We start from the raw sequence: 23627 nt of genomic DNA, 5'->3' as shown, positions 1-23627 counted from the left end.
CGGCCCAGGGAATGGGAATGATGGAATATATGATGCCATCAGACTGACTGGTCTAGACCGATCAGTCTGATTTCATTCTACGCCCTGAATAAAGACATTACAAGAGAAATGGATATGACTTTCTTTGAAGGCTGGACAATCCCTCATACGAAGGCTAACTGCAGCAATCTATATTTATATTTCGAAATAGCCCTCTTGCAGCAAGATAAACCATTCAATCTGGCAAGCAGTTCTTGAAACGGTCTATATTGAAAAAGCGGCTGGAAATCTCATGCAGTGAAAATACTGCTCTCATAAACGGTCCGCTCTACCAGCACCGCATGCATAGCGCTTCGTGCGGTTCACACTGCAAGTCTCACGGCAATTTTTGAAGGAATTCAGCATGAACACGCAACCCACGAGCTCTCTTGGAAAGGTACTAGCGGGACTGCAGAGCCTGCTGCCGGATCTGGAGGCGTTATATACCGATGTGCATGCCCATCCGGAGCTGTCGATGCAGGAGTTGCGGACTGCAAGCTTGGTCGCGAAGCGACTTGACACGGCTGGGTATGACGTGACGACGAAAGTCGGGAAGACAGGGGTCGTGGGACTGCTGCGCAACGGCGAGGGCCCAACGGTGATGCTGCGCGCCGACATGGATGCGCTACCCATCGAGGAAATGACCGGGCTTCCCTATGCCAGCAAGGTCAAGACCAAGAATCGCGAGAGCAAAACCGTCCCGGTCATGCACGCTTGCGGCCACGACATGCACGTTGCCTGGCTCGTCGGCGCGACCACGCTGCTCGCAGAGGCGCGTGACGCATGGCGGGGCACGTTGATGGCTGTCTTCCAGCCGGCCGAAGAGACTGCAGAAGGCGCGCGGGCCATGATTGACGATGGATTGCTCCACCGTTTTCCCAAGCCGGATGTCGTGCTCGGCCAACACGTCATGGTCGGACCGGCTGGCTATATCGGTGGCCGTGGCGGAACCATTACTTCCGCTGCCGACAGTCTGCAGATCCGCCTGTTTGGGCGTGGCGCGCATGGATCGATGCCGCAGGCAAGCATCGATCCCGTCGTCATGGCTGCGGCGACGGTAATGCGCCTGCAGACCATCGTCTCACGCGAACTTGCTGCTGCCGAGGCCGCTGTCGTTACCATCGGCGCGCTGCAGGCGGGCACCAAGGAAAATGTGATACCCGACGATGCTGTCATCAAGCTGAACGTACGCACCTTTGATGCAGATGTGCGCAAGCGTGTGCTTGCCGCCATCGAGCGTATCGCCAGTGCAGAGGCAGCAGCTTCGGGAGCTCCCAGGCCACCCGAGATTACGACGCTGGAGCACTACCCTCTGGGAGTCAACGATGCCGATGCAAGCGCGCGCGTTGCCGATGCTTTCCGCCGGCATTTCTCGGGTGACCGTGTGCGCCAAGTCGATGCGGCGTCGGCGAGCGAGGATTTCGGGTCGTTTGGAACCAAATGGGGCGCCCCTTCCGTATTCTGGTTCGTCGGCGGCACCGATCCCGACGTTTACGCGAAAGCCCAAGCCGCGGGCGAAATCAACAAGATTCCAACCAACCACAGCCCCTACTTTGCACCAGTGATGCATCCGACCCTTGAGACCGGTGTGGAAACGATGGTCGTTGGCGCGCTGGCCTGGCTTCAACATGAGCCGCAGCACCAGGAACTGAGACCGTAAGGTGTTTGCTTCCGCTGCTTTTGACGTCGATGCTGCAATGAAGGCGCTTGTGCTGGTGCTCGATCTTGTCGGCACCTTCGTTTTCGCGCTGAGCGGAGCAGCAGCCGGTGTCGAGCGCCAGCTTGATCTTTTCGGGGTTCTGGTGCTGTCCTTCGCTGCAGCCAGTTCCGGAGGGATCTTCCGCGATCTGCTGATCGGCGCAGTCCCCCCCGCGGCAATCAGCGACTGGCGCTATCTCGCGGTCTCGCTTTTTGCAGGCGTATCCACTTTTTTCTGGTATCCCACCATCAATCGGCTGCGCAGCGCTGTACTTATATTCGATGGCGCCGGTCTAGCAGTGTTCTGCGTTTCCGGCTCGCAGAAAGCCATCGTCTTCGGTCTCGACCCGGTCATGGCGGCACTGCTGGGCATGCTGACCGGAATCGGCGGCGGCATAGCGCGCGATGTGCTTCTGTCTGATGTGCCTATTGTCTTGCGATCCGATATCTATGCCGTCGCCGCCCTTGCTGGGGCGGCCGTGGTGGTGATTGGCGATGCGCTACGATTTCCGTCCGCTGCAACGACATGCACCGGCGCGGCTCTCTGCTTTGGCCTGCGCCTGGCTTCCATCCGACACGGCTGGCATCTGCCGATCGCTCGCGCGCCCGAACACCCAGAGGCGAAAATAGACGCCACAAAAAATGGCAGGGATCATTAGTACTTCAGTCGTAGAAAAGACTACCGCTACAAGTGCGCTTCCCCTGAAGGGACGCCAGTGTAAATCAACAGAGGATATTCAGGCCTTTTTGGTAGTTTTGTGGGACAGCAGTGACTCTGACCCCGTTGATTCCTGATCTGACCGCTATTGAATCAGGAAAGATGGAGCGCTCTACGCTCGCTGTCCCGCCAGGTCCCTCGTCTCGAGCTTCAATGGTCCCTTGCCGGAATATCTGTCCAGATAGAGATAGATTACCGGTGTAATGAACAGGGTGATCACCTGAGAAAACAGTAGCCCCCCTACCACGGCCAGGCCCAGCGGCTGGCGCAATTCCGCGCCCGCTCCCAGCCCCAGGGCGATGGGAAGCGCGCCCATCAGGGCTGCCAGGGTGGTCATCATGATTGGCCGGAAACGCAGCAGGCACGCAGTCCTGATCGCCTCCTGCGGCAGCATCCCTTCATTGCGCTGGGCATCGAGCGCGAAATCGATCATCATGATGGCGTTCTTTTTGACTATGCCGATCAGCATAAGGATGCCGATCATGGCGATGATCGAGAGTTCCATATTGAACAGCCATAGCATTCCCAATGCTCCAACCGCAGCCGATGGCAATCCTGAAAGTATCGTAAGGGGATGGATATAGCTTTCATACAACACGCCCAGCAAAACATAGATGACCAGCAACGCCCCGATGATGAGTATCACCTGGCTTGCCTGTGAAGACTGGAATGCCGCCGCATCGCCCGCATAGCTCGTGAGAATGCTGGCGGGCACATTCAGTTCGCGCTTGAACTTCTCTATTCGGGCAGAGGCTTCCCCCAGCGCGGCCCCGGGCGCGAGATTGAATGAGATGGTCAACGACTCGAGCTGGCCGGAGTGGTTGATCGCAAGGGGTCCCACCTGGCGTTCAACCGATGCGACGCTGGAGAGTGGCACCAGCATACCGTTCTTGCCGCGCAGGTAGATTTTATCGAACGCACTCTCGTCAGCGCGGTCCTCCGGGGCTACCTGCAGGATAACCGCATAACTGTCGCTGGAAGTATAGATCGTCGACACCTGGCGTTCACCAAACGCGCTGTACAGCAGAGAACGGATATCGGACATCTGCACGCCCAGGAGATTGACCTTGTCGCGATTGATATTGAGTTGCGCCTGCAGGCCCTTCAACTGGGAATCGCTGGTGACATCGCGGAATATCGGATCTACGCGCATGCGCGCCATCAGACCCTCCGCCGCACCGCGCAGCTCCTCCGCACGCACACTGCGCATGACGTACTGATAACGGCTCTTGCTGGTGCGTCCTCCCAGCCTGAGATTCTGCATGGGATTGATGAAAACGTTGACGCCGGGAATGGTACTCACCTCGCGCCGCAAATCTTCCATTACCTTGTTGAGAGGGGGACGTTCGCTCCGCGGCTTCAAGGTCATGAACAGGCGGGCGCTATTGCTTTCTGTCGCATTGACGATGAGTGTGTCAACAGCCGGATTGGCACGCATGATTTCCCCCGTTCGCTGCAACAATTCCGTCATGGCCGGGAAGGAAATATCTTCAACCGCATCCACCGTGATCAGCGCCTGGCCGATATCCTCCGTGGGGAAAAAACCTTTGGGCAAGACCACGAACAAGCCTGCCGTGGCAATGAAGGTGCCCATGGCAATGCCCAGCACGGTACGGCGATGAAGCAACGCGAGATCAAGGACGCGTTCATAGACCCCCAGGATACGGATGAACCCACGCTCGAACCAAGCAGTCCACCTCAGGCTTCTGCTCTCGGACTCGTGCTGGACGATATACCGGCTTGTCATCACCGGCACCAGCGTGAGCGAGACAAGCGCCGACATCATGACGGCAATTCCCACTACCCCTGCAAACTCGTGAAAAAGCAGGCCGATTACCCCCGGCATGAAGAAAATCGGAATGAAAACGGCCACCAGCGAGAGAGAAATCGACATGATGGTAAAACTAACCTCCTTCGACCCCACCAGAGCCGCCTGCAAGGGCGGCATACCCCTCTCGATATGGCGAACGATATTTTCCAGCATTACAATGGCATCATCCACCACCAGGCCGACCGCGAGCGTGATTGCCAGCAGCGAAATATTGTCCAGGCTGTAATCGAGCAGATACATCATCGCTACGGTTCCGAGCAGCGAGATCGGCAGCGACAGCGCCGGAATCAGCGTAGCGGAAGCCTTGCGCAGGAACAGGAAAATCACAAGCAGAACGAGTACGATCGTTACTGCCAGCGTCACCTGCACATCATGAATCGAGTCGCGGATCGAAACTGAGCGGTCGCTGATTAGCTTGAGCTGCACCGATGAAGGCATTTGCGCGACCAACGCCGGCAGGATGGCTTTTATGGCATCCACGGTCGCCACCGTATTCGCACCCGGCTGACGCTGCACCGACAAGGTTATTGCCCGCTCGCCATTGACCCAGCTCGCGGTCTTGACCGACTGCACGCTGTCTTCAACCTGCGCCACTTCCGAAAGACGTACGGGATTGCCTGCATCAGAGGTCGCCACGATCAGATCCGCGAAGGCAGCCGCATTTCCGAGCTGGCGGTTGGCCTGAATGGTAAGCGTCTGGCGCGGACCCTCGAGAGTGCCTATCGGCGTGTTGGCGTTGGCGGTGCCCAGCGCAGTGGCGATATCGTCCAGAGTCAGATTGCGGACAGCAAGTGCTTCCGCATTGACATGGATACGTACGGCATATTTTTTCTGGCCGTTGATCTGGACCTGCGCAACGCCCGACAGCGTTGACAAGGTGGGAGCAATCAGGTCTTCGGCAAGACTGTTCAGTTCCGACAGCGACATTGAAGGCGATGTCAGCGCAAGAAAGATAATGGGCGAATCCGCAGGATTGATCTTGCGATACGAGGGTGGCGACGTCATCTCGATCGGGAGCGCGCGCTCGGCTCGCAGCAATGCCGCCTGTACGTCAATTGCCGCGCTGTCGATATCCCGTCTCTGGTCGAATTCCAGCGTAATCGCGGTATTGCCAAGCGTGCTTGTGGAACTGATTACCGAAAGACCGGAGATCATCGAGAATTGCCGCTCCAGTTGCGTGGCTACAGACGAGGCCATTGTCTCGGGACTGGCGCCCGGCAATACCGCTGTCACCGAAATGGTGGGCGAGTCATAACTGGGAAGAGCAGCAATAGGCAAATTACCGTAAGCCACAATGCCGGCGAAAATAGCCGAGGCTGACAGCAGCACCGTCATGATCGGGCGGCGAATGCACAGTTCCGAGAGATTCATCGCGCTGACTTAATGCGGGTTGCAGACTTGTCCTGCCAAAAGAATTTGCTCATCCGGGGTTTCTACCCGCTGGCCCGGCACCGGTCTTGATGGAACTCGCCTCCGTTACGGCGCTGCCCGGACGGAGATTCTGCGCCCCCTCCGCGACCACATGCATCCCGGAAATAATGGCCTTTCCCTCTACTACCGCAAACCCTTCCTGTACCAGGCGCACATCGACCGGGAAAGGCTTTACCTTTCCAGTTTCGTCCAGTACATACAGGAATTTCCCTTCCGGTCCGTTCTGCACGGCCTGCACCGGCACCGTCAGGACATGGGCCAGAGTCTGCGGCGCGAGCGACACCATGACAAACATGCCTGGCCACAGGTGCCTGTCCGCATTCGGAAACTCTGCCTTGAGACGAATTGTACCGCTTGCCGTATCGACGGCATTATCGATAAATATCAGATGGCCGGTTCTCGTCTGTTTTTGTGGCCCATTCAACTCCACCATTACCGGCACCTCGCCTTTCGCAAAAGCCTGCTGCAAAGGTATGAACTCGCGTTCCGGCAAAGTGAAGCTGACGTTGATCGGATCGATCTGGGTAATGCTCACCAAAGCATCATTGGGCTGCACCAGGCTGCCCTGGTATACCGAAATGGCGCCGGAACGGCCAGAAATCGGGGCAGTGATTTCACTGAAACCGCGCGCGATCCGATTCGCCTGAGCCGTAGCTTCATCGACTGTAAGCTGGGCGCGCAGCGCATCCACCTGATTCTCCGCCACATCCAGGGCCGCCTGCGAAATAAAATTCTGCCGGAACAGTTCCCGCTGGCGTTCAAGATTACGTTCCGCATTTCTCAGGTCGGCGCGTGACTTTGCCAGTTGCCCCTCGGTTCTGCGTACATTGGCATCCTCGGTGCGCGCGTCAAGCGTGAAAAGCGGCTCACCCCTTCGAACGAATTGGCCTTCCCTGATATGCACTGCGCTGATCATTGCGCTCAGCTGGGGCCGTACGGCCACCGTCTGCTGCGCAGATACGGTACCGTTGGCAGCAAGTTGCACCGGTACATTCCGTTGGCTGATGACCGCCGTTATTACCGGCGTGGGTTCAGAAGTCTTCTTCTTCGCATCGATCGCTCCACTCGGGCTACGCCACACCCAGGCACCTGCTATCAGGAGTGCGAGTATAAGACCAAGGATTGTGACTCTGAGGCGCCGGACAGGTGCAGCTGTTTTTATTTCAGAAATAGCTTCCATCAGTGAGACTTAACCGAATGCGATCGAATTATGATCCAGAAAGGGAGAGGAGCATACCAAGAAGTACAGCGGGAGGCACCGTCTTATCAATTGCACGCACGGGGAGATACTTCTCGCTTCTTCAATCCACGATTTTTCCTCCGGCAAGCCGTATTCTCCCTGCACAGCGGCTGGAAATGGCTTCATCATGTGTTACCAGAATGAGCGTTGTCCCCCGCTCGCGGTTCAATTCAAACATGAGCTCTATGATTTGAGCGCCTGTCGCGGAATCAAGGTTGCCTGTCGGTTCATCCGCCAATACCAGTTGAGGCTGGGTAACAAAGGCGCGCGCAATGGCGACGCGTTGCTGCTCTCCTCCTGAGAGTTGACGCGGATAATGCCTTAGACGTTGTCCAAGCCCCACTCGTTCAAGCAATTCGCGCGATGCGCTGCCTGCATCCGGCATATTTGCAAGCTCCAGGGGCAACATCACGTTTTCGATCGCAGTGAGCGCCGGCAACAGTTGAAATGACTGGAAGACAAATCCCAGCATGCGTCCGCGAAGTGCCGCACGCGCATCCTCGTCCAACAGAAAAATATCCTCGCCATCAAGGTGAACCTTACCGCTCGAAGGCGTATCTAATCCTGCTAACAGCCCCAGCAATGTCGACTTTCCTGAACCCGACGCTCCTACTACGGCGACGGAATCGCCAGCATTAACGCTTAAATTGATGTTCTCCAGAATGGTGAGTTGTTCGTCGCCAGTATTCACTTGCTTGGTCAATCCAATCGCCTGCACGATGGGCCGTACTACAACATTATCTGTCATGAAAAATTTCCTGGTTATTCTCTATCTGCTATCTGCTTTCTTTGCCACCACCTCGGGCGCAACCGTAACCACGGCGCCCGAGCCTGCGTCCACGTCTGGAACCACGACCATTATGGTATTCGGCGACAGTTTATCCGCCGGCTATGGCTTGCCCTCGGACGCGGGCTGGGTCAATCTGCTCAAGAACCGCCTGCAAACACAATCACAGACATATCTGATCAATAACAGCATCAGTGGCGAAACTGCCTGGGGAGGACGCAACCGGATCGAGAAAGCGCTCAAGACCCATCGTCCTGACATCGTCATTGTCGAGTTGGGAGGTAATGACGGGCTGAGAGGAGCGTCCATCGGATCCATCCGGGACAATCTCGAAGCCATCATTGAAGCCTGCAAGCGGAACAATGCCACTGTACTGTTGGCCGGAATGCAATTGCCGCCAAATTATGGCATAACATATACTCAAAAGTTTCAGGATATTTACCCTCAGCTCGCCAAACGCCACGACATCAAACTCGTGCCGTTCCTCCTGGATGGCTTTGGTAACAAACGCGAATTTTTCCAGGCAGATGGGATACATCCCACCGCTCGTGCCCAGGAAAAAATCGTGGAAAATGTCTGGAAAGTGTTGAAAACGATGCTCGAGGCTCCCCAGAAATCTTCACCACCGCTTGCTTATGACTCTCCGAGGGCGCGGTGAAGCCGCAGGCTGGAATCAGCTTGCCTGCGGAGTTTGCCCCTGTTCAGAAATTGAGGTAATGTAACCTCGGCCTCGGGCCTTATCAGGAATAGCATCATCGGAGATGACTCGGAGATCAATATTTGGTAAGTTCGGCCTGCGAATATGAATAAAGAAAATGATCGGTAGCTACAGACATATTCTCCTGGCAGTGGACTTTTCGGAGCACGGAAATCACGTTATCCGAAAAGCAAGGTATCTGGCGGAAACATTTCAGGCAAAGCTCAGCATCATTCATGTGCTGGATAACATTCCCATGCCTGATATGGCTTATGGAACCATTGTCCCCCTCGAGGAATATTCAGCTTACGAGTTGCTGGAAGCGGAAAAAAAGAAGCTGCAACAGGTGGCTGACCGTTTGGGAGTGGACGTCCGCCAGCGCTGGCTGGTATGGGGCGTGCCCGCACAGGAAATAGTTCGCGTAGCAGAGCAGGAACACGTCGACCTCATTGTTGTCGGCTCGCACGGACGCCACGGCCTTGCACTACTGCTGGGATCGACAGCAAACAGCGTTCTCCATCATGCGAAATGCGATGTCATTGCCATTCGCCTGCAGGATGAGGTAACGAGCGAGGAATCGATACTGGAGAGATCAGCGCTCGATCCCCTGGCGTCCTAGTCTAAATAATTTCGAATTGTTCTCTTGTGCTCCGGGTATGAGGTGCTATACCTAAAAAAGCCCTGGAAGTCGCATCCCTGGCTATGATTTTTGAATAGCTAAGAAATCTTTATATATAAGAGAGGGAAAAGGAGATTTATCATGAAGACTGTAAAAACGGTATTAGCAGGAATCAGCGCAGCGGTACTGTTCAGTATGGGGCCAAGTACAATTGCTCAAGCGCAATCTGGCTTGATCAGTGTGGACATCAGAAACGTCGCGAACAATATTGCGAAAAACATCAATGTTGATGTCAGTCAGATCCCAGTCACTGTACAGGCACCTGTTTCCGTAGCTGCCACCGTATGTAACATTGCCGCAGATGTTCTAGGCACCCAAGCCGCCAGCGGAACTGGAAGCTGTACGGCAAAGAGCACTTTTAGTGCGCTGGATCAGATCGTGCTCGAACAAATAAAAGGAACGACACAAAGGTAAGTTGTTGCACTACATCAAGGAAACGCTGAACAAGCACTCGCAGAGTGCGCAGCCATCAAAATCAGGATGATGACTGCGATTCCATCTCCAGCTTGGTTGCCGGCAATCTCCACCTTGATTGCCGGCATTCCGCTGGCAAGTCGGATCATTCGCGTCGTTGCCTTTAGCGCATTCCATCCTGCAAAGTTCCATCACACCTCAGGTGAACTTGCTCAGACGTTCCTAGCCCCAGTTTTGCAAATCAGTTGTTCAACCGCCCAGTAATATTGCGGCACTGCCGGCATCACCAGAATTTCCACCAGGGCTCGCCGTTTGCCCCTGTCGAGTCGGACAGGAAACGGCTGTTTGGAAAGTTTTTTCTCATGACCCGATCCGCATCATCGCGCAAATCAGTCATGCCCAAGGCATCGTAGGCCTTCACCATGATGAACAAGGCCTCTTCCGTGGCCGGTGTCTGCGGATATTCCTTCACTGCATATTGGGCGCGGTTGGCTGCGGCAACATACCCTCCCCGTTTCATATAATAGCGGGCCACCTGTATTTCATTCAGCGCTACGACGTTGACCAGATGCTTCATGCGTTGCACTGCATCCGGCGCGTACTTGCTCTTGGGAAAACGGTTCACCAGCTCCTTGAAATTTTCAAATGATTCGTGCGATGCCTTGGGATCGCGCTCGCTCATGTCCTGGTTGAGAATTTTTTCCGTGACGATGCCCATCAACCCCAGGTCATCGTTGAAATTCGCCAGACCCTTCAGGTAATACGCATAATCCACATTGGGATGGTTTGGATGAAGTTTGATGAAACGATCGGCAGCCGCAATCGCCAGCGCCTGCTCGCCATCCTTGTAATGCGCATAGCCGATTTCCAGCTGTGCCTGCTGCGCATAGCGCCCGTAAGGGTAGCGCGCTTCCAGCGCTTCGAACAGTTTGATGGCGGAAGCGTAATTGCCGTCGTTCAATTCCGACTTTGCCTCGGTATAGTATTTACTCGCCGACCAGGCCTTGGTGTCCTGCGCTTCCTTGGGGAGCAGACTGCATGCCGATAGCAGCAATACGAAAAATAAAGCTACACTACGTAACATGATGAGTTCGGCGCCAGGAAAAAGGAATAACCATTATAGCGCAAAGCCTATAGTGCCCGAACCAGCCCATCCGACGCCCGAGCCGCCCGGGAGGGTTGTGGAACTGATCATTCCCGACCATTGCGCCGGCCTCCGGCTGGATCAGGCCCTGGCGCAACTATTGTCCGAGTGGTCTCGCAGTCGGCTGCAATCATGGATTCTGGAAAAGAGGGTAAGCGTAGATGGCGCATGCAGCATCCCCCGTCAGAAAGTGTGGGGTGGGGAAAAGATCGAGCTCTATCCCGCACGTGATTCTGCTGAAACGGCGCACGCGCCGGAAGCCATTGCACTGGATATTGTCCATGAAGATAACGCTATCATTATTATCAATAAGCCCGCAGGGCTCGTGGTCCATCCCGGCAGCGGAAACTGGCAGGGCACCCTGCTCAATGCATTGCTGCACCATTCCCCGCCATTAAGCGGCATACCGCGCTCCGGTATCGTTCATCGGCTGGACAAGGAAACCAGCGGTCTCCTGGTAGTGGCAAAAACCCTGGAAGCTCAAACCAGCCTGGTGCGCCAGTTGCAAAAGCGCACGGTCAAGCGGGATTATCTGGCGCTGGTCTGGGGCAGTATTTCCTCCCATGGATGGGTTGATGCACCGGTTGGCCGCCATCCGGTACAGCGGACCAGAATGGCAGTAGTCGCGAGTGGCAAGGAAGCACGCACACGTTACGAGGTATTGGAGCAATTCACCGATTGCACGTTGCTCCGGTGCAGCCTGGAGACAGGGCGCACCCATCAGATACGGGTGCACATGCAGTCTCTCGGCCATCCCCTGGTGGGAGATCCGTTGTATGGCGGCAAAGCAAAAAAGGGCAGCAGTGCGACGATGCAGTTGGCTGCTTTTTCCCGACAGGCGTTGCATGCCCACAGGCTGGAATTGACGCATCCGCAGAACGGCCAGAGAATGGGATGGGAAGCGCCATTGCCGGAAGACATGAGCAACCTGCTGCTGATGCTTCAGAAAGCGCGTGATAAAGAATCTCATACAATTCCAACCATGACCAAATGAACGACTGGATCACTCCCGACTGGCCTGCCCCGTCCAATGTAAAGGCGTTGTTCACTACACGTAACGGTGGAGTGAGTCATGCCCCTTATGCCAGCCTTAACCTGGGTGGCCATGTGGGCGATGACACGGGAACGGTCGAACAAAACCGCGCCCTGCTACGGCGATTTTTACCCGCCGAACCTCGGTGGCTGAACCAGGTGCACGGCACGAGCACAATCGGTATCGACCGCAATGATTGTACGTCCCCCTCCTGCGGCGACGCTGCGTTCAGCCAGCGCTCCGGTCACGTCTGCGCGATTCTTGTAGCCGACTGTCTGCCCATACTGTTATGCGACCAGGAAGGAACCACAGTGGGCGCGCTTCATGGCGGGTGGCGCGGATTGGCCGGAGGAATCGTGGAACAGGCCATCTCTGCAATAGGAACAGACCCAGCTTCTCTTATGGCCTGGCTCGGTCCGGCAATCGGTCCAGGACATTTCGAGGTCGGGGAGGAAGTGCGCCTGGCTTTTACCCGGCGCGATGAAGAAGCTGCCCTCGCCTTCCGCCCGGGTCCCCATAAGGGAAAATGGTATGCCGACCTTTTCCTGCTGGCGCGGCAGCAGTTGAAGAATGCCGGTATTACCGAGGTATACGGCGGAGGGGAATGTACTTTCAGCGATCCCGCAAGATATTTCTCTTATCGGCGCGATGGCAGCACAGGGCGCATGGCCGCCCTGATCTGGCTGGTATGAATCGGCCGGTACAGCAACAGCAGCAATAACGGCGACAATATGCCGAATGGAATGACTGCGGGCGGCTCCACTTGCGCCGTCACCGTAATTTGAGCGCAACAGCGTATAATCGCGCCTTTTCCCGCGAGTGTCTCAATAGTATCGATGTCGACCTTTGCCTGGATCATCGTCACCAGCCTGTTCGGGGGCATCCTCAGCGTATTGTTCGCTGCCGTGCTGACGCTCAACACGCGCGCCTCCTGGGTTCAGATGTTGATCTCGTATGCCATCGGGGCGCTATTGGGAGCCGCTTTTCTCAACGCACTACCAGAGGCGCTTGAACTTTCGAAAAACCCGGGACAAATGACAGCCACGGTGCTGTTCGGCATCCTGCTATTCTTCATTCTGGAAAAACTGGTATTGTGGCGTCACTGCCATTCGGAAGAATGTGAAGTTCATGATCCTGCCCGCAGCGTAATCGCTGCCGGAACACCTCAGCACGATCACGGCCGCAGCGGCATGATGATCATGCTGGGCGACACATTTCACAATTTCGTCGATGGCATACTGATTGCTGCCGCCTTCATGGCCGACATACAGTTGGGCATTGTCACCGCCATTGCCATCATCGCCCATGAAATTCCCCAGGAAGCCAGCGATTTTCTGATACTGCTCAATTCAGGCTATACCCGGAAACAGGCACTGCTTTTCAATCTGTTGTCCAGCGGGGCCACCCTGGTTGGGAGCATGGCGGCCTACTTCATGCTGCAGGATATGAGGCACCTGATTCCGTCGCTGCTGGGTCTTGCAGCCGCCGCCATGATTTACGTGGCGATGTCGGATCTCATACCCGGCCTGCACAAGCGCCCGGAAATCGACGCGACCATCAAGCAGGTCGCCCTCATCACGCTCGGCATCAGTTCGATCTGGTTAGCCGGAAATCTGTTTGCTCATCATGCGTGAGTTTCATTTGCTCAAGCCCTTCTCCTCCTCAAAAATCCTGAAGAGCATTCCCAACCTTCCGGGGAATCCTGAGCCAGATATTTTGTCTCTGCAAAAATACATTATTCTTATCACTCTGACTTTCCCTTGAGTAAAGCAATATTACAAATCAAATGGTATCTCTGAAACAGCAGGCTCCCCGTATCGGCTTTGTCTCCCTCGGTTGTCCGAAAGCCTTGGTGGACTCCGAGCAGATCCTCACCCAGCTGCGTGCCGAAGGCTATGAAACGTCCTCTACCTATGAGGATGCGGACCTTGTAGTCGTCAATACCTGCGGTTTTATCGATAGCGCGGTGGAAGAGTCACTCGACGCAATCGGCGAGGCGCTGGCGGAAAACGGCAAGGTGATCGTCACTGGCTGTCTGGGAGCAAAAGAAGGCGGGGATGTAGTCAAACAAGCTCATCCGCAAGTGCTGGCGGTGACAGGACCTCACGCCCTGCCCGAAGTCATGGCAGCGGTTCACATGCATCTGCCACAGCCGCACGATCCCTATACCAGTCTCATTCCTCCACAGGGCATAAAGCTGACACCCAGGCATTACGCCTATCTGAAGATTTCCGAAGGCTGCAATCACCGTTGTACCTTCTGCATTATCCCTTCGATGCGCGGCGACCTCGTCAGCCGCCCCATCCATCAGGTCATGGAGGAGGCGGAAAACCTGGTAAATGCAGGGGTCAGGGAATTGCTCGTCATTTCGCAGGATACCAGCGCCTATGGAGTAGACGTCAAATATCGCATCGGTTTCTGGCAAGGCAGGCCGCTGAAAACGCGGATGACCGAACTGGCGCGCGCTCTGGGTGAGTTAGGGGTATGGGTTCGCCTCCATTATGTTTACCCTTACCCTCATGTCGATGAAGTGATTCCGCTCATGGCCGAGGGAAAAATTCTTCCGTATCTCGATGTGCCGTTTCAGCATGCCAGCCCGCGTATTTTGAAGGCGATGAAACGTCCGGCCAACTCCGAAGACAATCTTTCCCGCATTCGGCGATGGCGCGAAGTCTGCCTGGATATCACACTGCGCAGTACCTTCATTGTCGGCTTTCCGGGAGAGACGGAGGCAGAGTTCGAACAACTCCTGGAGTTCCTTGAGGAAGCGCAACTTGACCGAGTTGGATGCTTTGCCTATTCGCCTGTCGAGGGCGCAGCGGCAAATACGCTCCCCGACCCTGTGCCGGAAGAGGTGAAAGAAGAGCGACGGGCGCGCTTCATGGCAACACAGGAAAAAATCAGTGCTGAACGCCTCACTCGCAAAATCGGCAAGCGGGTGATCGTACTGATAGACGATGTAAGCAAAAACAAGGCTATCGCCCGCAGTACTGCCGACGCACCGGAAATCGATGGCCTGGTTTATATCAACAAAGCAAAAAACGTAAAGCCGGGTGACTTTATTGAGGTTGAAGTTACCCGCTCCGATGCACACGATCTGTACGCGCGACAGGTCAGCGACAACTTGACGTAAGGAATCTCGGGTGGCTATCGGTTGACAAGCTCAGCATTAGAGCGATAATCCCGGTAAAAGCTGATTGCAGGAATCATGGCCAATAACAGGTGAGTGAGTAGAAACCGAACCGGACGGGAGATCAAGTTGAAAAAGATTTTTGCTGTTTTTACTGTTCTACTGGCTTTTATAGCCGCTACTGCAACCGCCAGTGAAATCGATAAGCGTCAGGTTCTCGCTCTGAATGAGCTTCAGCGCGATCACATATTGACGGAAATGCGCGTCCTGCTATCAGGAACTCAACGTATTCTCGAGGCCCTCTCCAAGGAAGACATGGTGGCGGTAGCAGAGCATGCCCGCGCGCTGGGTATGGGCATGGCGTATAAGGGAGAAAATCATCTCCAGTCAGTACTGCCAAAGGAATTCATGCAGCTCGGCATGTCCGTGCACAAGGCGTTCGACGAAATCGCCGCTGATGCCGAGTCCCGGAAAGACCCGCGACATACGTTGCGGCAATTAAGCGAATCGATGATGAAGTGTTCCACTTGCCATGTCACTTACCAGATTCGCGTCACAGAGCAGCCAGATGTCCCATCAGGGGGTCCAGCGGCAGAACATTTCCACGGCCACCATTAGATCAAGTTATTTGGCGATATCGCTGCGGCACATGGAAGTGAAGAGATATCGAATGATGATCCGCGCTTTGCTCCACCCTATCCTTCATGAACAGGGTAAACCCACCGTTCGGCGGCAAGAAAATGGTTGCGTACGAATCTATCTAACCGGGGAGATAAGTAAAAAATAATCAGAATCAGAGCCGTATTTCATTGTCAGAAGATACTGCTCCGATCCTGATTTGCTATTTATTATTATTGTCGTAGTTATTGTTATTACTGCTCCCCTCCTCTGTATTTATCCATCGCTCAGCTTCGGGAAATCTGCCGAGGAGGAGGCGCTACTGCCCATTTTGCTTCTTGCGCTTCTTGTCGCCCATCCCCCGAAGTTGATCAGGGACTTGGGAAGCCATGGGATACGTTAATACACCTGTTATTAAAAGGGAGTCAACAATATAATAAGCAAATTCCGTGCCAGTTATGACATCATTTCTAAAACAAAGGGTTATCTGTCCATCCCTGTTTTTCAGATGTAAGAGTGTAAGAAATTTCGGCAAATAGTGGGTCGATCTGGCCATGCCGTCTGGCAAAAACGGAAAAAACCGCAGCTTCCCTTCAAGCTTTCGCTGGGCGCGCATTCATTCATTTTTTCTTCCATGAGCTTAACCATTTCTCTTTCTGTTTCTGCTCGCTCCTCGCTTGCCTCAAAAGCCTTAATGCGTTTTACTAGGAGAATGGATGGCATTGCAGTGGAACTGTTCAGCTATACTTTATAGGGACAATGACTGCGCCACGAGAGGAATAAAGTAACCGACACCGGGAAAGGCTGATATCAGGAAGAGCGGAAAAGCTTATCCTGACAAGTGTTTCCTGAGGATAATCATGATGCCGGAGATTCAGGGCAGCAATTCACCGTTGGTATTGCGCCGCGTTGCCGGAGCCGAGGGAATTCCGTGCGTGATGGTTGAAGGGAATTGCACCCTCACTGCTATCGGCGAACGAATTCAACAGATTGCTACGGAGCTTTCCCAGTTCGCAACCGAACCGGAACTGCGGTGGGATCTTACACAGGTAGCCCGGATGGATGACGCAGGGGCTGTTCTCCTGTGGCGAGGCTGGGGTAATCAGCGGCCCCGATATCTGTTTGTAAGACCTGAGCATGAAAGGCTTTTCGATCGCCTGGAAGAAACGTGGACCCCTCCTTCTGAAGCAACACCGGATCGGCTGTGGCCAATTATGGTGTTGGGAAAGGCAGTTTTCCTGTTGTGGGAGCATCTGGTCGGCCTCGTGATTCTGATGGGCCAGCTGGTACTGGAAATAAAGTATCTGGCAGGCCGCCCCTCGCGAATACCGTGGCGCGAAATTTCCGCGAATCTGTACCGGACGGGGGCGCAGGCGCTGGGTATTACCGCGCTGGTGGGATTTCTCATCGGTGTGGTGTTGAGCTATCTCTCTTCCCGGCAGCTGCAAATATTTGGGGCAGATATCTTCATCGTCAACATTCTGGGCGTCAGCGTTATCCGGGAGCTTGGACCCATGCTTGCCGCCATCCTGGTTGCCGGCCGTTCCGGTTCATCGATGACTGCGCAATTGGGTGTGATGCGGGTAACCGAGGAGCTGGATGCACTGACGGTCATGGGTATTCCCCACAGTCTTCGGCTGATCCTGCCGAAAGTGATCGCCCTTGGTCTTGCGATGCCACTCGTTGTGCTATGGACAAGTGCTGTTGCATTGATAGGAGGAATGGTCGTTGCCGAGTTCCAGCTCGGGTTGGGCTACAAGTTTTTTTTGAGCAAGCTTCCGGATGTGGTCGCCGTCTCCAACTTATGGCTGGGCCTGGGCAAAGGGATTGTGTGCGGGATGGCAATCGCCTTGATTTCATGTCACTTCGGTTTGAGAATCAAATCCAATACGGAAAGCCTGGGCGAAGGTACAACGAACTCGGTCGTCACATCCATTACCGTGGTAATTATTATCGATGCAATTTTTGCCGTGATCTTTTCCGATGTGGGATTAAGGTAAAGCGGGGGTCACATGCCGGAAGATAACTGCATTATCGAGGTGGAGGGGTTGTATACCCGATTCGGCAACCACGTCGTGCATGAAGATATCGGGCTTTGCGTGCAGTATGGAGAAGTATTGACGCTGGTCGGAGGCTCCGGTAGCGGAAAGACCGCCCTCATGCGCCAGATGCTCGGCCTCGAGACCCCTGCGGAAGGCACGGTGCGGGTTTTCGGAGAACCGTTGCGCGGCCGGAATCGCCAGCAGATACAGAACATGCGAAACCGCTGTGGTGTATTGTTCCAGAAAGGCGCGCTATTCAGCGCGTTGTCGGTCTATGACAATATCGCCCTGCCCATGCGCGAACTGCGCACGCTGGACGAAGACATGATTCGCGATCTCGTGATGCTCAAGCTCGAAATGGTGGAAATCGCGCCTGTCCATGCAAACAAGATGCCTGCCGAGCTTTCCGGCGGCATGATCAAACGTATTGCGTTGGCGCGTGCGATGGCGCTTGATCCGGAGCTCCTGTTTCTGGACGAGCCAACGGCCGGACTCGATCCAGAGCTGAGCGAGGGATTCGTCAAGCTCATCAAGACGATGCAATCCGAACTGACATTTACGATTGTCATGGCGACTCACGATCTCGACACGCTGGTTGCGCTTTCCGATCGTGTCGCGGTGCTGGCCGACAAGCGCCTGGTGGCGTTGGGAACCCTGCGAGAGGTAATAAACACTGATCATGCTTTCATTTCAAATTTTTTCTGTGGCGTGCGCGGCAGGAAAACATTGAGAAACAACAGCAGCATCTTATAAGGGGGCGATTATGGAAAACCGTGCCCATGCCTTGGCAGCGGGTTTATTCGTAATTATTCTGAGTACGGCACTGGCGGCTGCCGTCCTGTGGTTCGGGGGCGACACCATGATGCGCGCCAAATACATGCTCGTGTCGGAGGTTCCGGTCTCAGGCCTGAATTCTCAGGCAACAGTGCGTTACCGGGGAGTAACAGTCGGTAAAGTCGAGAACATCAAGCTGGATAAAAAGGACCCGCATAAGATTCTGGTTCAGATCGCAGTGGACAAGAACGTGCCTTTGACCCGGAATGCATTTGCCCAACTGGGTTACCAGGGTTTGACGGGTCTGGCATACGTGCAGCTGAATGATGAGGACGGCGAGGCCGAACAACTGGAAACTGATTCGGATGAACCCGCACAAATTCCCCTGCGCCCCTCGTTATTCGACAGCATCACCAGTTCGGGCCAGCACCTGCTCGGTACTGCCAACGTATTGATCGAAAGAATGAATCTCCTCCTCGAAGACGAGAATCGGACGCGATTCATGCATATACTGGAAAATACGGAAAAGGCGACAGGCCGTTTGTCCAGGGTTCTCAACCAGTTGGAGCCGGGGCTCAAGGCAATCCCGGGGCTCGCTGCAGATGCAAGTTCCGTGATGAAAAATGCCGATCAGCTTGTAGTCGACCTCAACCAGATCACATCGAGGCTGAACCGGCAGGGAGGAGCCATCGATGGCCTTTCCGTAGCCACGGTAGAGCTGGGTGAAACCATGCGGTCATTGCGGGAAGCAACGGAAGGTATCAAAAATACCACCCGCAGTGTCGACCGGGTGCTACTCCAACTGGAAGATCAACCGGCAAGCCTGCTGTTTGGCCGTCCTCCCCCGCCGCCGGGTCCCGGTGAGACAGGTTTTGTACCGCCAGGAAGTAGATGAGATGAAAAAATACTTGGTTCTTGCAGTGGCAATTGCAGCGCTGGCAGCATGCGCCGCTATTCGTAATCCAGCACCGGTAGCGGTATATGATTTTGGATTACAGCCCTTCCCTATCCAGCCCAGCACGGCCGATGCGGGGGCAAACAAGCAACTGCGGACAAGTCTGCTGGTCGCTGAGACCATTGCACCTGCCTGGCTCGATAGTACGGCGATCCATTACCGGCTCGCCTACGATGACCCCACGCGGTTTTTAGCTTACCGCAGCAGCCGCTGGGCCTCGACACCTGCAAAGTTACTTACTCAACTCGTCAGAACACGCATTGCCGCCATTAATGAACGGGGAGTGATGAACCCTGGCGAAGGTACACGCGCAGATTATATATTGCGGCTCGACCTCGAAGAATTTGCCCAGGTGTTCGATACGCCATCCCGGAGCAGCGCCATTGTGCAACTTCGCGCCAGCCTTGTCGATCGCGCTACGCGTTACGCGGTTTCCCAGCGCAGCTTTGGGGTAGAACTGCCCGCGCCAACGGCGAATGCCGCAGGCGCCGTAAAAGCCCTTACGGAGGCGAGTGACCAATTGATTGAAAGCCTGATCGGATGGCTTGAGCAGGAACTTCGAGATAAAGGAAAGGAAGGTTTTTCGGAAGGATGATATTTTTCACGAGCCTGGAACTAATGGCTAAATGGCCATAGAGCATCCGCTTCCGGCATCTGCTGCTTCCCGGCGCGATTCGCGTAAGCACGGAGCTCCAGCCACACCGCTCCCCTCGCTGCAAAATCCCCAATGCCCTTACCACAATGAGCGGCTGGCATGACAGCGCGAGTACGGGAATCAGACACAAAGCCGGGTTAAACTGCTAACCATGTCAGCATGGACGCTTTTAAGCCTCAAACGTCGTCTTTCAGGTACCACATTTGCATTTGTATGAGGAAATATTTATGAAACGTTCGCTTACCCTGGCCGCGAGCTTGGTTGCGCTGTCACTGCTCACCGCTTGCGCAGGCAAGGTTTCCCTGCTGAAAAGCGGCTCATCCGCAAAATCCGCTGAATCGGACTATCCAACCGTGGAGCGCCCGGTCGCAGGATGCACAGAGGGTGAAAAGCCGTTCGATTGCGACCGGCGCGCCATACTCGCCATGCAGGGTGGATATGAGGTTCAGTTTAAATTCGACGAAACTGTCGTGCTGCAACCAGGCTACAAGCGCCGGGAGCCGAAGCGCAGCATGGGATTCGAGTTCGTGCTCCTGGTGGAAGATACTGGCCGCAAGATTTCACTGCAACATATTTTGGTGATGGGTGATGGGACAGTCACCAAGCACTGGCGCCAGGACTGGGTCTATGAAGCACCGACGCGCTGGGTCTACACCGGGAGCCAGCGGTTCGAGCAACAAAAGCGCGATCCTGCTGAAATACCGGGAACATGGACACAACTGGTTTACGAAGTAAACGATGCGCCGCGCTACTCGGGCAATGGCAAATGGAACCATCGATACGATGTATCGACCTGGACTTCGGAGCGCAACTGGCGGCCATTACCGCGCCGTGAATACACCAAGCGCAGCGACTACCAGATCATCAATACGGAGAATCGCCATACTATTGCACCCCAGGGGTGGACTCATGAGCAGGACAATACCAAGGTCATCCAGACGCCAGATGAGAAGGATGCGGTATTAGTGCGCGAGTTCGGTTTCAATGAATACCGGCGCATCAAAGGCTACGACTTTCAACCTGCGGTAAACTACTGGAATGGTACTTCCGCCTTCTGGGCAGATGTGCGCAAACGGTGGGAAAACGAGTTCGCCACCCATGGTTCGATTACGCTATCGGTTGTCCCTGGTGATGAGTCCTTTAACATGGCGGTCCTCGATCTCGCCGATGCGTACAGGAAAAACCCGCAGGCCGATATCTACCAGAAAAAGCTCGAAGATATCTTTAGCAAATACGTCAACGTCAGGAAGACACAAACCAGCTTCAGGTAGCAGCTCCAGATCCATCTACTTGAGCGTGCCAAACACCCTGCGGACCAGTTCGCTATCCTGATCCGCAGGGTTGTCGCGTATGGCCTGTTCCTTCTCTGCCATTAACAGATAAATTCCGTCCAGGGTTTTTTCGGTGACATGGTTTTCTATATTTGCGTGCTTTTCCGAAATCAATCCGAGCTTCGCGCCCTTTCCGGCAAAGTCATTGTATTTTTTCAGCACGCCTGCCTGCTCAGTCGCTTTTTTTACGATCGGCAAAAGTTGATCGGAGAGCGAGTCGGATGAGGTGTTACGGAAGTACTGCGTCGCTCCGCCGTCTCCGCCTGCAAGTATCGCTTTCGCATCATTAACAGGCATATCCTGCACCGCATCTATCAGCAATGCTCTTCCTTCCGCCGCCGCCGTTTCAGCCGCGTGATTCATGACCGCGATCAACCCATCAGCATGTTTGTTCATACCCACGGAGCGCATCAAGCCCTCCGCTTTCTGCAGAGAGACGGGTAACGCGATTTTTGCTTTGGGATGATGGAGAAAACCGTTTGGAACCCCAAGTGTGTCTATGGCCGCATTCACACTCAGTGTAAGTGCTTGCTTCAGACCATCGGCCGCCTCTTCATCTGCAAGAGTATCACTTGCTGCAGCGGAAACAGGGATGGAAACGAAAAAGCAGGTAACAATAGCAGGAATGATGCGCATTGGAGTAACTCCTGTCGGGTTTGCGTAACCGGCCTTGAAATTCCTCTCTTGGCTGATTCACTTCGCTAAAACCGCTACCTCTGTATGATGCCTGCCTCATGAGCCTGCTGATCCGCATGATAGCTGGAGCGGACCATGGGCCCGCAAGCGGCGTTGCTGAAACCCATTTCGATTGCGGCACGTTCAAATTCCTTGAATGCCCCCGGGGTGACATAACGCATGACAGGAAGATGTCCGATGCCTGGCTGCAGATACTGGCCAATGGTAAGCATCTCGACATCATGCTCGCGCAAGTCGCGCATCACACCGAGGATCTCCTCGTCAGTTTCTCCCAGTCCCAGCATCAACCCGGATTTGGTGGGGATATCCGGGAAACGTGCCTTGAAGTCCTTCAATAACCGGAGCGAATGGGTGTAGTCCGCGCCCGGACGGCACTGCCGGTAGAGGCGGGGTACCGTTTCGAGATTATGGTTCATAACATCGGGGGGGCAAGCGAATAATTTTTCCAGCGCAATATCCAGTCTCCCGCGAAAATCCGGCACCAGGATCTCTATCTTTGTCTGCGGCGAATGAGCTCGAACCTCGCGGATGCAATCCACGAAATGCTGGGCTCCGCCGTCTCTGAGGTCATCACGATCAACGCTCGTGATAACCACATATTTCAACTTCATGGCGGCAATGGACTGTGCAAGGTGCAGAGGTTCTTCAGGGTCCGGAGGACGCGGCCGGCCATGCGCTACATCGCAGAAAGGGCAGCGGCGGGTACAAAGATCGCCCAGTATCATGAAGGTGGCAGTGCCTTTGCCGAAGCATTCCCCGATATTGGGACAGGAAGCTTCCTCACATACCGTGTGCAGCTTCTGCTCCCGCAAAATCCGCTTGACCTCATAAAACTCCTGGCTGTTGGAGGATCGCACTCTGATCCAGGAAGGTTTACGCAGCAACTGATCGGGAGATTGCGGCGCGATTTTTACCGGATTGCGTGCGGTTTTTGCAACGCCTTTCTGGCGACTTTCAATTGTCATGATAAGGAAGAAACGTCTTCTTGATATTGATCCATATCAATCCGGAATATCCGGATCGGTTGATATCCATCTTTAAAACACTCTCGAAATCATTGTTCCAGCCTGCTGCTCAGTTTTTCGGCAAGCTTTCCTTGCAGCGCTTCCAGCTCGTCCGTTATACCGAGATCGCTGGTTTGCGTAACCCTTAACCCTGCATAGCCACAAGGGTTGATAGCCATAAACGGAGTGAGATCCATGCTGACATTCAGAGCCAGGCCATGGTAGCAGCATCCATTTTTTATCTTCAACCCCAGTGCCGCGATTTTTGCTCCGCCAACGTATACCCCCGGCGCATCCTCGTTGCCGCAGGCATCGACACGATACTCACCCAGCAAGTCTACCACGGCACCCTCCATTTTTCTGACCAGGTCACGCACGCCTAACTTGAGACGTCGCATATCCAGCAACAGATACGCAATAATCTGACCCGGGCCGTGATAGGTGATTTGACCACCACGATCCGTGTGTACTACGGGAATGCCTGGATTGTAGAGCAAATGCTCGGGTTTGCCGGCCACACCCTGGGTATAGACCGGCCAATGTTGCAGCAGCCAGATTTCGTCAGGGGTATTTTGCGTCCGACCTGCCGTGAACGCCTTCATCGCCTGCCAGATGGAAAGATAATCCATCACACCAGCATATCTGATTTCAAGTCCTGAAGTAGTCCTGTGCACAGGAGAGGGCGCAGACTCCAGGCTAACGGGCTGTATCACGGATAGAAGCTTCCGGAAT

23 protein-coding genes are annotated in these 23627 nt (G+C 54.7%); 15 read left to right on the top strand and 8 right to left on the bottom strand.

The annotated features are described in order from the left end of the window. Window positions 1–382: 382 nt before the first annotated feature. A complete protein-coding gene (locus AC52W5_RS06620; protein ID WP_495670427.1) occupies window positions 383–1678 on the top strand; it encodes a M20 family metallopeptidase in 1296 nt (431 codons plus the stop codon). Window positions 1679–1715: 37 nt separating this feature from the next. Beyond that, window positions 1716–2375, top strand: coding sequence for a trimeric intracellular cation channel family protein (locus AC52W5_RS06615; protein WP_495670426.1), 660 nt, complete (start codon window positions 1716–1718; stop codon window positions 2373–2375). A gap of 171 nt (window positions 2376–2546) precedes the next feature. Here AC52W5_RS06615 and AC52W5_RS06610 read toward each other — a convergent pair whose 3' ends face one another. The 3 genes from AC52W5_RS06610 to AC52W5_RS06600 all read right to left on the bottom strand — a co-directional run bounded on the left by AC52W5_RS06610 (window position 2547) and on the right by AC52W5_RS06600 (window position 7684). Then, window positions 2547–5636 carry an efflux RND transporter permease subunit gene (locus AC52W5_RS06610; RefSeq protein ID WP_495670425.1) on the bottom strand — a complete coding sequence of 1030 codons (3090 nt, stop codon included), beginning with the start codon at window positions 5634–5636 and terminating at the stop codon, window positions 2547–2549. Window positions 5637–5685: 49 nt separating this feature from the next. Further along, window positions 5686–6876, bottom strand: coding sequence for an efflux RND transporter periplasmic adaptor subunit (locus AC52W5_RS06605; protein WP_495670424.1), 1191 nt, complete (start codon window positions 6874–6876; stop codon window positions 5686–5688). A 121-nt stretch (window positions 6877–6997) separates the two neighbouring features. Next, window positions 6998–7684, bottom strand: coding sequence for an ABC transporter ATP-binding protein (locus AC52W5_RS06600; RefSeq protein ID WP_495670423.1), 687 nt, complete (start codon window positions 7682–7684; stop codon window positions 6998–7000). On the opposite strand from AC52W5_RS06600, the gene AC52W5_RS06595 reads away from it, so the two are divergent. From AC52W5_RS06595 to AC52W5_RS06585, 3 genes are all read left to right on the top strand, one after another. Continuing rightward, window positions 7683–8381, top strand: coding sequence for an arylesterase (locus tag AC52W5_RS06595; RefSeq protein ID WP_495670422.1), 699 nt, complete (start codon window positions 7683–7685; stop codon window positions 8379–8381). The two genes, AC52W5_RS06600 and AC52W5_RS06595, sit on opposite strands and share 2 nt — an antisense overlap. 157 nt (window positions 8382–8538) lie before the next feature. Further along, a complete protein-coding gene (locus tag AC52W5_RS06590; protein ID WP_495670421.1) occupies window positions 8539–9039 on the top strand; it encodes a universal stress protein in 501 nt (166 codons plus the stop codon). 141 nt (window positions 9040–9180) lie between these two features. Further along, window positions 9181–9513 carry a hypothetical protein gene (locus AC52W5_RS06585; RefSeq protein ID WP_495670420.1) on the top strand — a complete coding sequence of 111 codons (333 nt, stop codon included), beginning with the start codon at window positions 9181–9183 and terminating at the stop codon, window positions 9511–9513. A gap of 283 nt (window positions 9514–9796) precedes the next feature. On the opposite strand, the gene AC52W5_RS06580 is transcribed toward AC52W5_RS06585, so the two are convergent. Continuing rightward, on the bottom strand, window positions 9797–10597 hold the full coding sequence (locus AC52W5_RS06580) for an outer membrane protein assembly factor BamD (RefSeq protein ID WP_074973149.1): 801 nt from the start codon (window positions 10595–10597) through the stop codon (window positions 9797–9799). A gap of 97 nt (window positions 10598–10694) precedes the next feature. Between AC52W5_RS06580 and rluD the strand changes: the two genes are divergently transcribed. The 5 genes from rluD (at window position 10695) to AC52W5_RS06555 (ending at window position 15438) form a co-directional block, all read left to right on the top strand. Next, the gene (gene rluD / locus AC52W5_RS06575) at window positions 10695–11651 is read left to right on the top strand and encodes a 23S rRNA pseudouridine(1911/1915/1917) synthase RluD (RefSeq protein WP_495670472.1); all 957 of its coding nucleotides are present in this window, start codon (window positions 10695–10697) and stop codon (window positions 11649–11651) included. Beyond that, a complete protein-coding gene (gene pgeF, locus AC52W5_RS06570) occupies window positions 11648–12382 on the top strand; it encodes a peptidoglycan editing factor PgeF (RefSeq protein ID WP_495670419.1) in 735 nt (244 codons plus the stop codon). Before rluD ends, pgeF begins: the two co-directional genes overlap by 4 nt. Before the next feature lie 144 nt (window positions 12383–12526). Next, complete coding sequence (locus AC52W5_RS06565) at window positions 12527–13324, top strand: ZIP family metal transporter (protein WP_074973152.1); 798 nt, start codon at window positions 12527–12529, stop codon at window positions 13322–13324. Between the two features lie 152 nt (window positions 13325–13476). Further along, on the top strand, window positions 13477–14823 hold the full coding sequence (gene rimO / locus AC52W5_RS06560; RefSeq protein ID WP_495670418.1) for a 30S ribosomal protein S12 methylthiotransferase RimO: 1347 nt from the start codon (window positions 13477–13479) through the stop codon (window positions 14821–14823). A gap of 126 nt (window positions 14824–14949) precedes the next feature. Then, window positions 14950–15438: a hypothetical protein gene (locus tag AC52W5_RS06555; protein ID WP_495670417.1), complete on the top strand. Its 489-nt coding sequence runs from the start codon at window positions 14950–14952 to the stop codon at window positions 15436–15438. A gap of 319 nt (window positions 15439–15757) precedes the next feature. On the opposite strand, the gene AC52W5_RS06550 is transcribed toward AC52W5_RS06555, so the two are convergent. Further along, a complete protein-coding gene (locus AC52W5_RS06550) occupies window positions 15758–16054 on the bottom strand; it encodes a hypothetical protein (RefSeq protein ID WP_495670416.1) in 297 nt (98 codons plus the stop codon). Window positions 16055–16301: 247 nt separating this feature from the next. Between AC52W5_RS06550 and AC52W5_RS06545 the strand changes: the two genes are divergently transcribed. From AC52W5_RS06545 to AC52W5_RS06525, 5 genes are all read left to right on the top strand, one after another. Continuing rightward, window positions 16302–17438, top strand: a complete 1137-nt coding sequence (locus AC52W5_RS06545) for an MlaE family ABC transporter permease (RefSeq protein ID WP_074973267.1) — start codon at window positions 16302–16304, stop codon at window positions 17436–17438. A 12-nt stretch (window positions 17439–17450) separates the two neighbouring features. Then, the gene (locus AC52W5_RS06540; RefSeq protein ID WP_495670415.1) at window positions 17451–18233 is read left to right on the top strand and encodes an ABC transporter ATP-binding protein; all 783 of its coding nucleotides are present in this window, start codon (window positions 17451–17453) and stop codon (window positions 18231–18233) included. 10 nt (window positions 18234–18243) lie between these two features. Continuing rightward, a complete protein-coding gene (locus tag AC52W5_RS06535) occupies window positions 18244–19149 on the top strand; it encodes an MlaD family protein (RefSeq protein ID WP_495670414.1) in 906 nt (301 codons plus the stop codon). Window position 19150: 1 nt separating this feature from the next. Continuing rightward, window positions 19151–19804, top strand: a complete 654-nt coding sequence (locus AC52W5_RS06530) for an ABC-type transport auxiliary lipoprotein family protein (protein WP_495670413.1) — start codon at window positions 19151–19153, stop codon at window positions 19802–19804. Between the two features lie 287 nt (window positions 19805–20091). Then, window positions 20092–21135, top strand: coding sequence for a DUF6607 family protein (locus AC52W5_RS06525; RefSeq protein WP_495670412.1), 1044 nt, complete (start codon window positions 20092–20094; stop codon window positions 21133–21135). A gap of 15 nt (window positions 21136–21150) precedes the next feature. Here AC52W5_RS06525 and AC52W5_RS06520 read toward each other — a convergent pair whose 3' ends face one another. The 3 genes from AC52W5_RS06520 to lipB all read right to left on the bottom strand — a co-directional run bounded on the left by AC52W5_RS06520 (window position 21151) and on the right by lipB (window position 23569). After that, window positions 21151–21831, bottom strand: a complete 681-nt coding sequence (locus AC52W5_RS06520) for a DUF4197 domain-containing protein (RefSeq protein ID WP_495670411.1) — start codon at window positions 21829–21831, stop codon at window positions 21151–21153. 74 nt (window positions 21832–21905) lie between these two features. Then, the gene (gene lipA / locus AC52W5_RS06515; RefSeq protein WP_074973168.1) at window positions 21906–22856 is read right to left on the bottom strand and encodes a lipoyl synthase; all 951 of its coding nucleotides are present in this window, start codon (window positions 22854–22856) and stop codon (window positions 21906–21908) included. 89 nt (window positions 22857–22945) lie between these two features. After that, complete coding sequence (gene lipB, locus AC52W5_RS06510; protein ID WP_495670471.1) at window positions 22946–23569, bottom strand: lipoyl(octanoyl) transferase LipB; 624 nt, start codon at window positions 23567–23569, stop codon at window positions 22946–22948. Window positions 23570–23627 lie beyond the last annotated feature (58 nt).

The sequence above is a fragment of the Nitrosospira sp. CT genome (genome assembly GCF_059489795.1).
Note: the sequence above shows the minus strand (reverse complement) of the source record. Positions and strands in the feature narration are given on the sequence as shown.

Bases quoted from the DNA above. Each gene is read 5' to 3' on its own strand.
- lipA (WP_074973168.1), bottom strand. From the start codon at position 22,856: ATGACAATTGAAAGTCGCCAGAAAGGCGTTGCAAAAACCGCACGCAAT.
- AC52W5_RS06580 (WP_074973149.1), bottom strand. From the start codon at position 10,597: ATGTTACGTAGTGTAGCTTTATTTTTCGTATTGCTGCTATCGGCATGC.
- AC52W5_RS06525 (WP_495670412.1), top strand. From the start codon at position 20,092: ATGAAACGTTCGCTTACCCTGGCCGCGAGCTTGGTTGCGCTGTCACTG.
- AC52W5_RS06520 (WP_495670411.1), bottom strand. From the start codon at position 21,831: ATGCGCATCATTCCTGCTATTGTTACCTGCTTTTTCGTTTCCATCCCT.
- AC52W5_RS06600 (WP_495670423.1), bottom strand. From the start codon at position 7,684: ATGACAGATAATGTTGTAGTACGGCCCATCGTGCAGGCGATTGGATTG.
- AC52W5_RS06605 (WP_495670424.1), bottom strand. From the start codon at position 6,876: ATGGAAGCTATTTCTGAAATAAAAACAGCTGCACCTGTCCGGCGCCTC.
- AC52W5_RS06565 (WP_074973152.1), top strand. From the start codon at position 12,527: ATGTCGACCTTTGCCTGGATCATCGTCACCAGCCTGTTCGGGGGCATC.
- AC52W5_RS06530 (WP_495670413.1), top strand. From the start codon at position 19,151: ATGAAAAAATACTTGGTTCTTGCAGTGGCAATTGCAGCGCTGGCAGCA.
- AC52W5_RS06540 (WP_495670415.1), top strand. From the start codon at position 17,451: ATGCCGGAAGATAACTGCATTATCGAGGTGGAGGGGTTGTATACCCGA.
- AC52W5_RS06545 (WP_074973267.1), top strand. From the start codon at position 16,302: ATGCCGGAGATTCAGGGCAGCAATTCACCGTTGGTATTGCGCCGCGTT.
- AC52W5_RS06610 (WP_495670425.1), bottom strand. From the start codon at position 5,636: ATGAATCTCTCGGAACTGTGCATTCGCCGCCCGATCATGACGGTGCTG.
- AC52W5_RS06615 (WP_495670426.1), top strand. From the start codon at position 1,716: ATGAAGGCGCTTGTGCTGGTGCTCGATCTTGTCGGCACCTTCGTTTTC.
- AC52W5_RS06535 (WP_495670414.1), top strand. From the start codon at position 18,244: ATGGAAAACCGTGCCCATGCCTTGGCAGCGGGTTTATTCGTAATTATT.
- AC52W5_RS06550 (WP_495670416.1), bottom strand. From the start codon at position 16,054: ATGCGCGCCCAGCGAAAGCTTGAAGGGAAGCTGCGGTTTTTTCCGTTT.
- pgeF (WP_495670419.1), top strand. From the start codon at position 11,648: ATGAACGACTGGATCACTCCCGACTGGCCTGCCCCGTCCAATGTAAAG.
- AC52W5_RS06595 (WP_495670422.1), top strand. From the start codon at position 7,683: ATGAAAAATTTCCTGGTTATTCTCTATCTGCTATCTGCTTTCTTTGCC.
- rimO (WP_495670418.1), top strand. From the start codon at position 13,477: ATGGTATCTCTGAAACAGCAGGCTCCCCGTATCGGCTTTGTCTCCCTC.
- AC52W5_RS06620 (WP_495670427.1), top strand. From the start codon at position 383: ATGAACACGCAACCCACGAGCTCTCTTGGAAAGGTACTAGCGGGACTG.
- AC52W5_RS06585 (WP_495670420.1), top strand. From the start codon at position 9,181: ATGAAGACTGTAAAAACGGTATTAGCAGGAATCAGCGCAGCGGTACTG.
- AC52W5_RS06590 (WP_495670421.1), top strand. From the start codon at position 8,539: ATGATCGGTAGCTACAGACATATTCTCCTGGCAGTGGACTTTTCGGAG.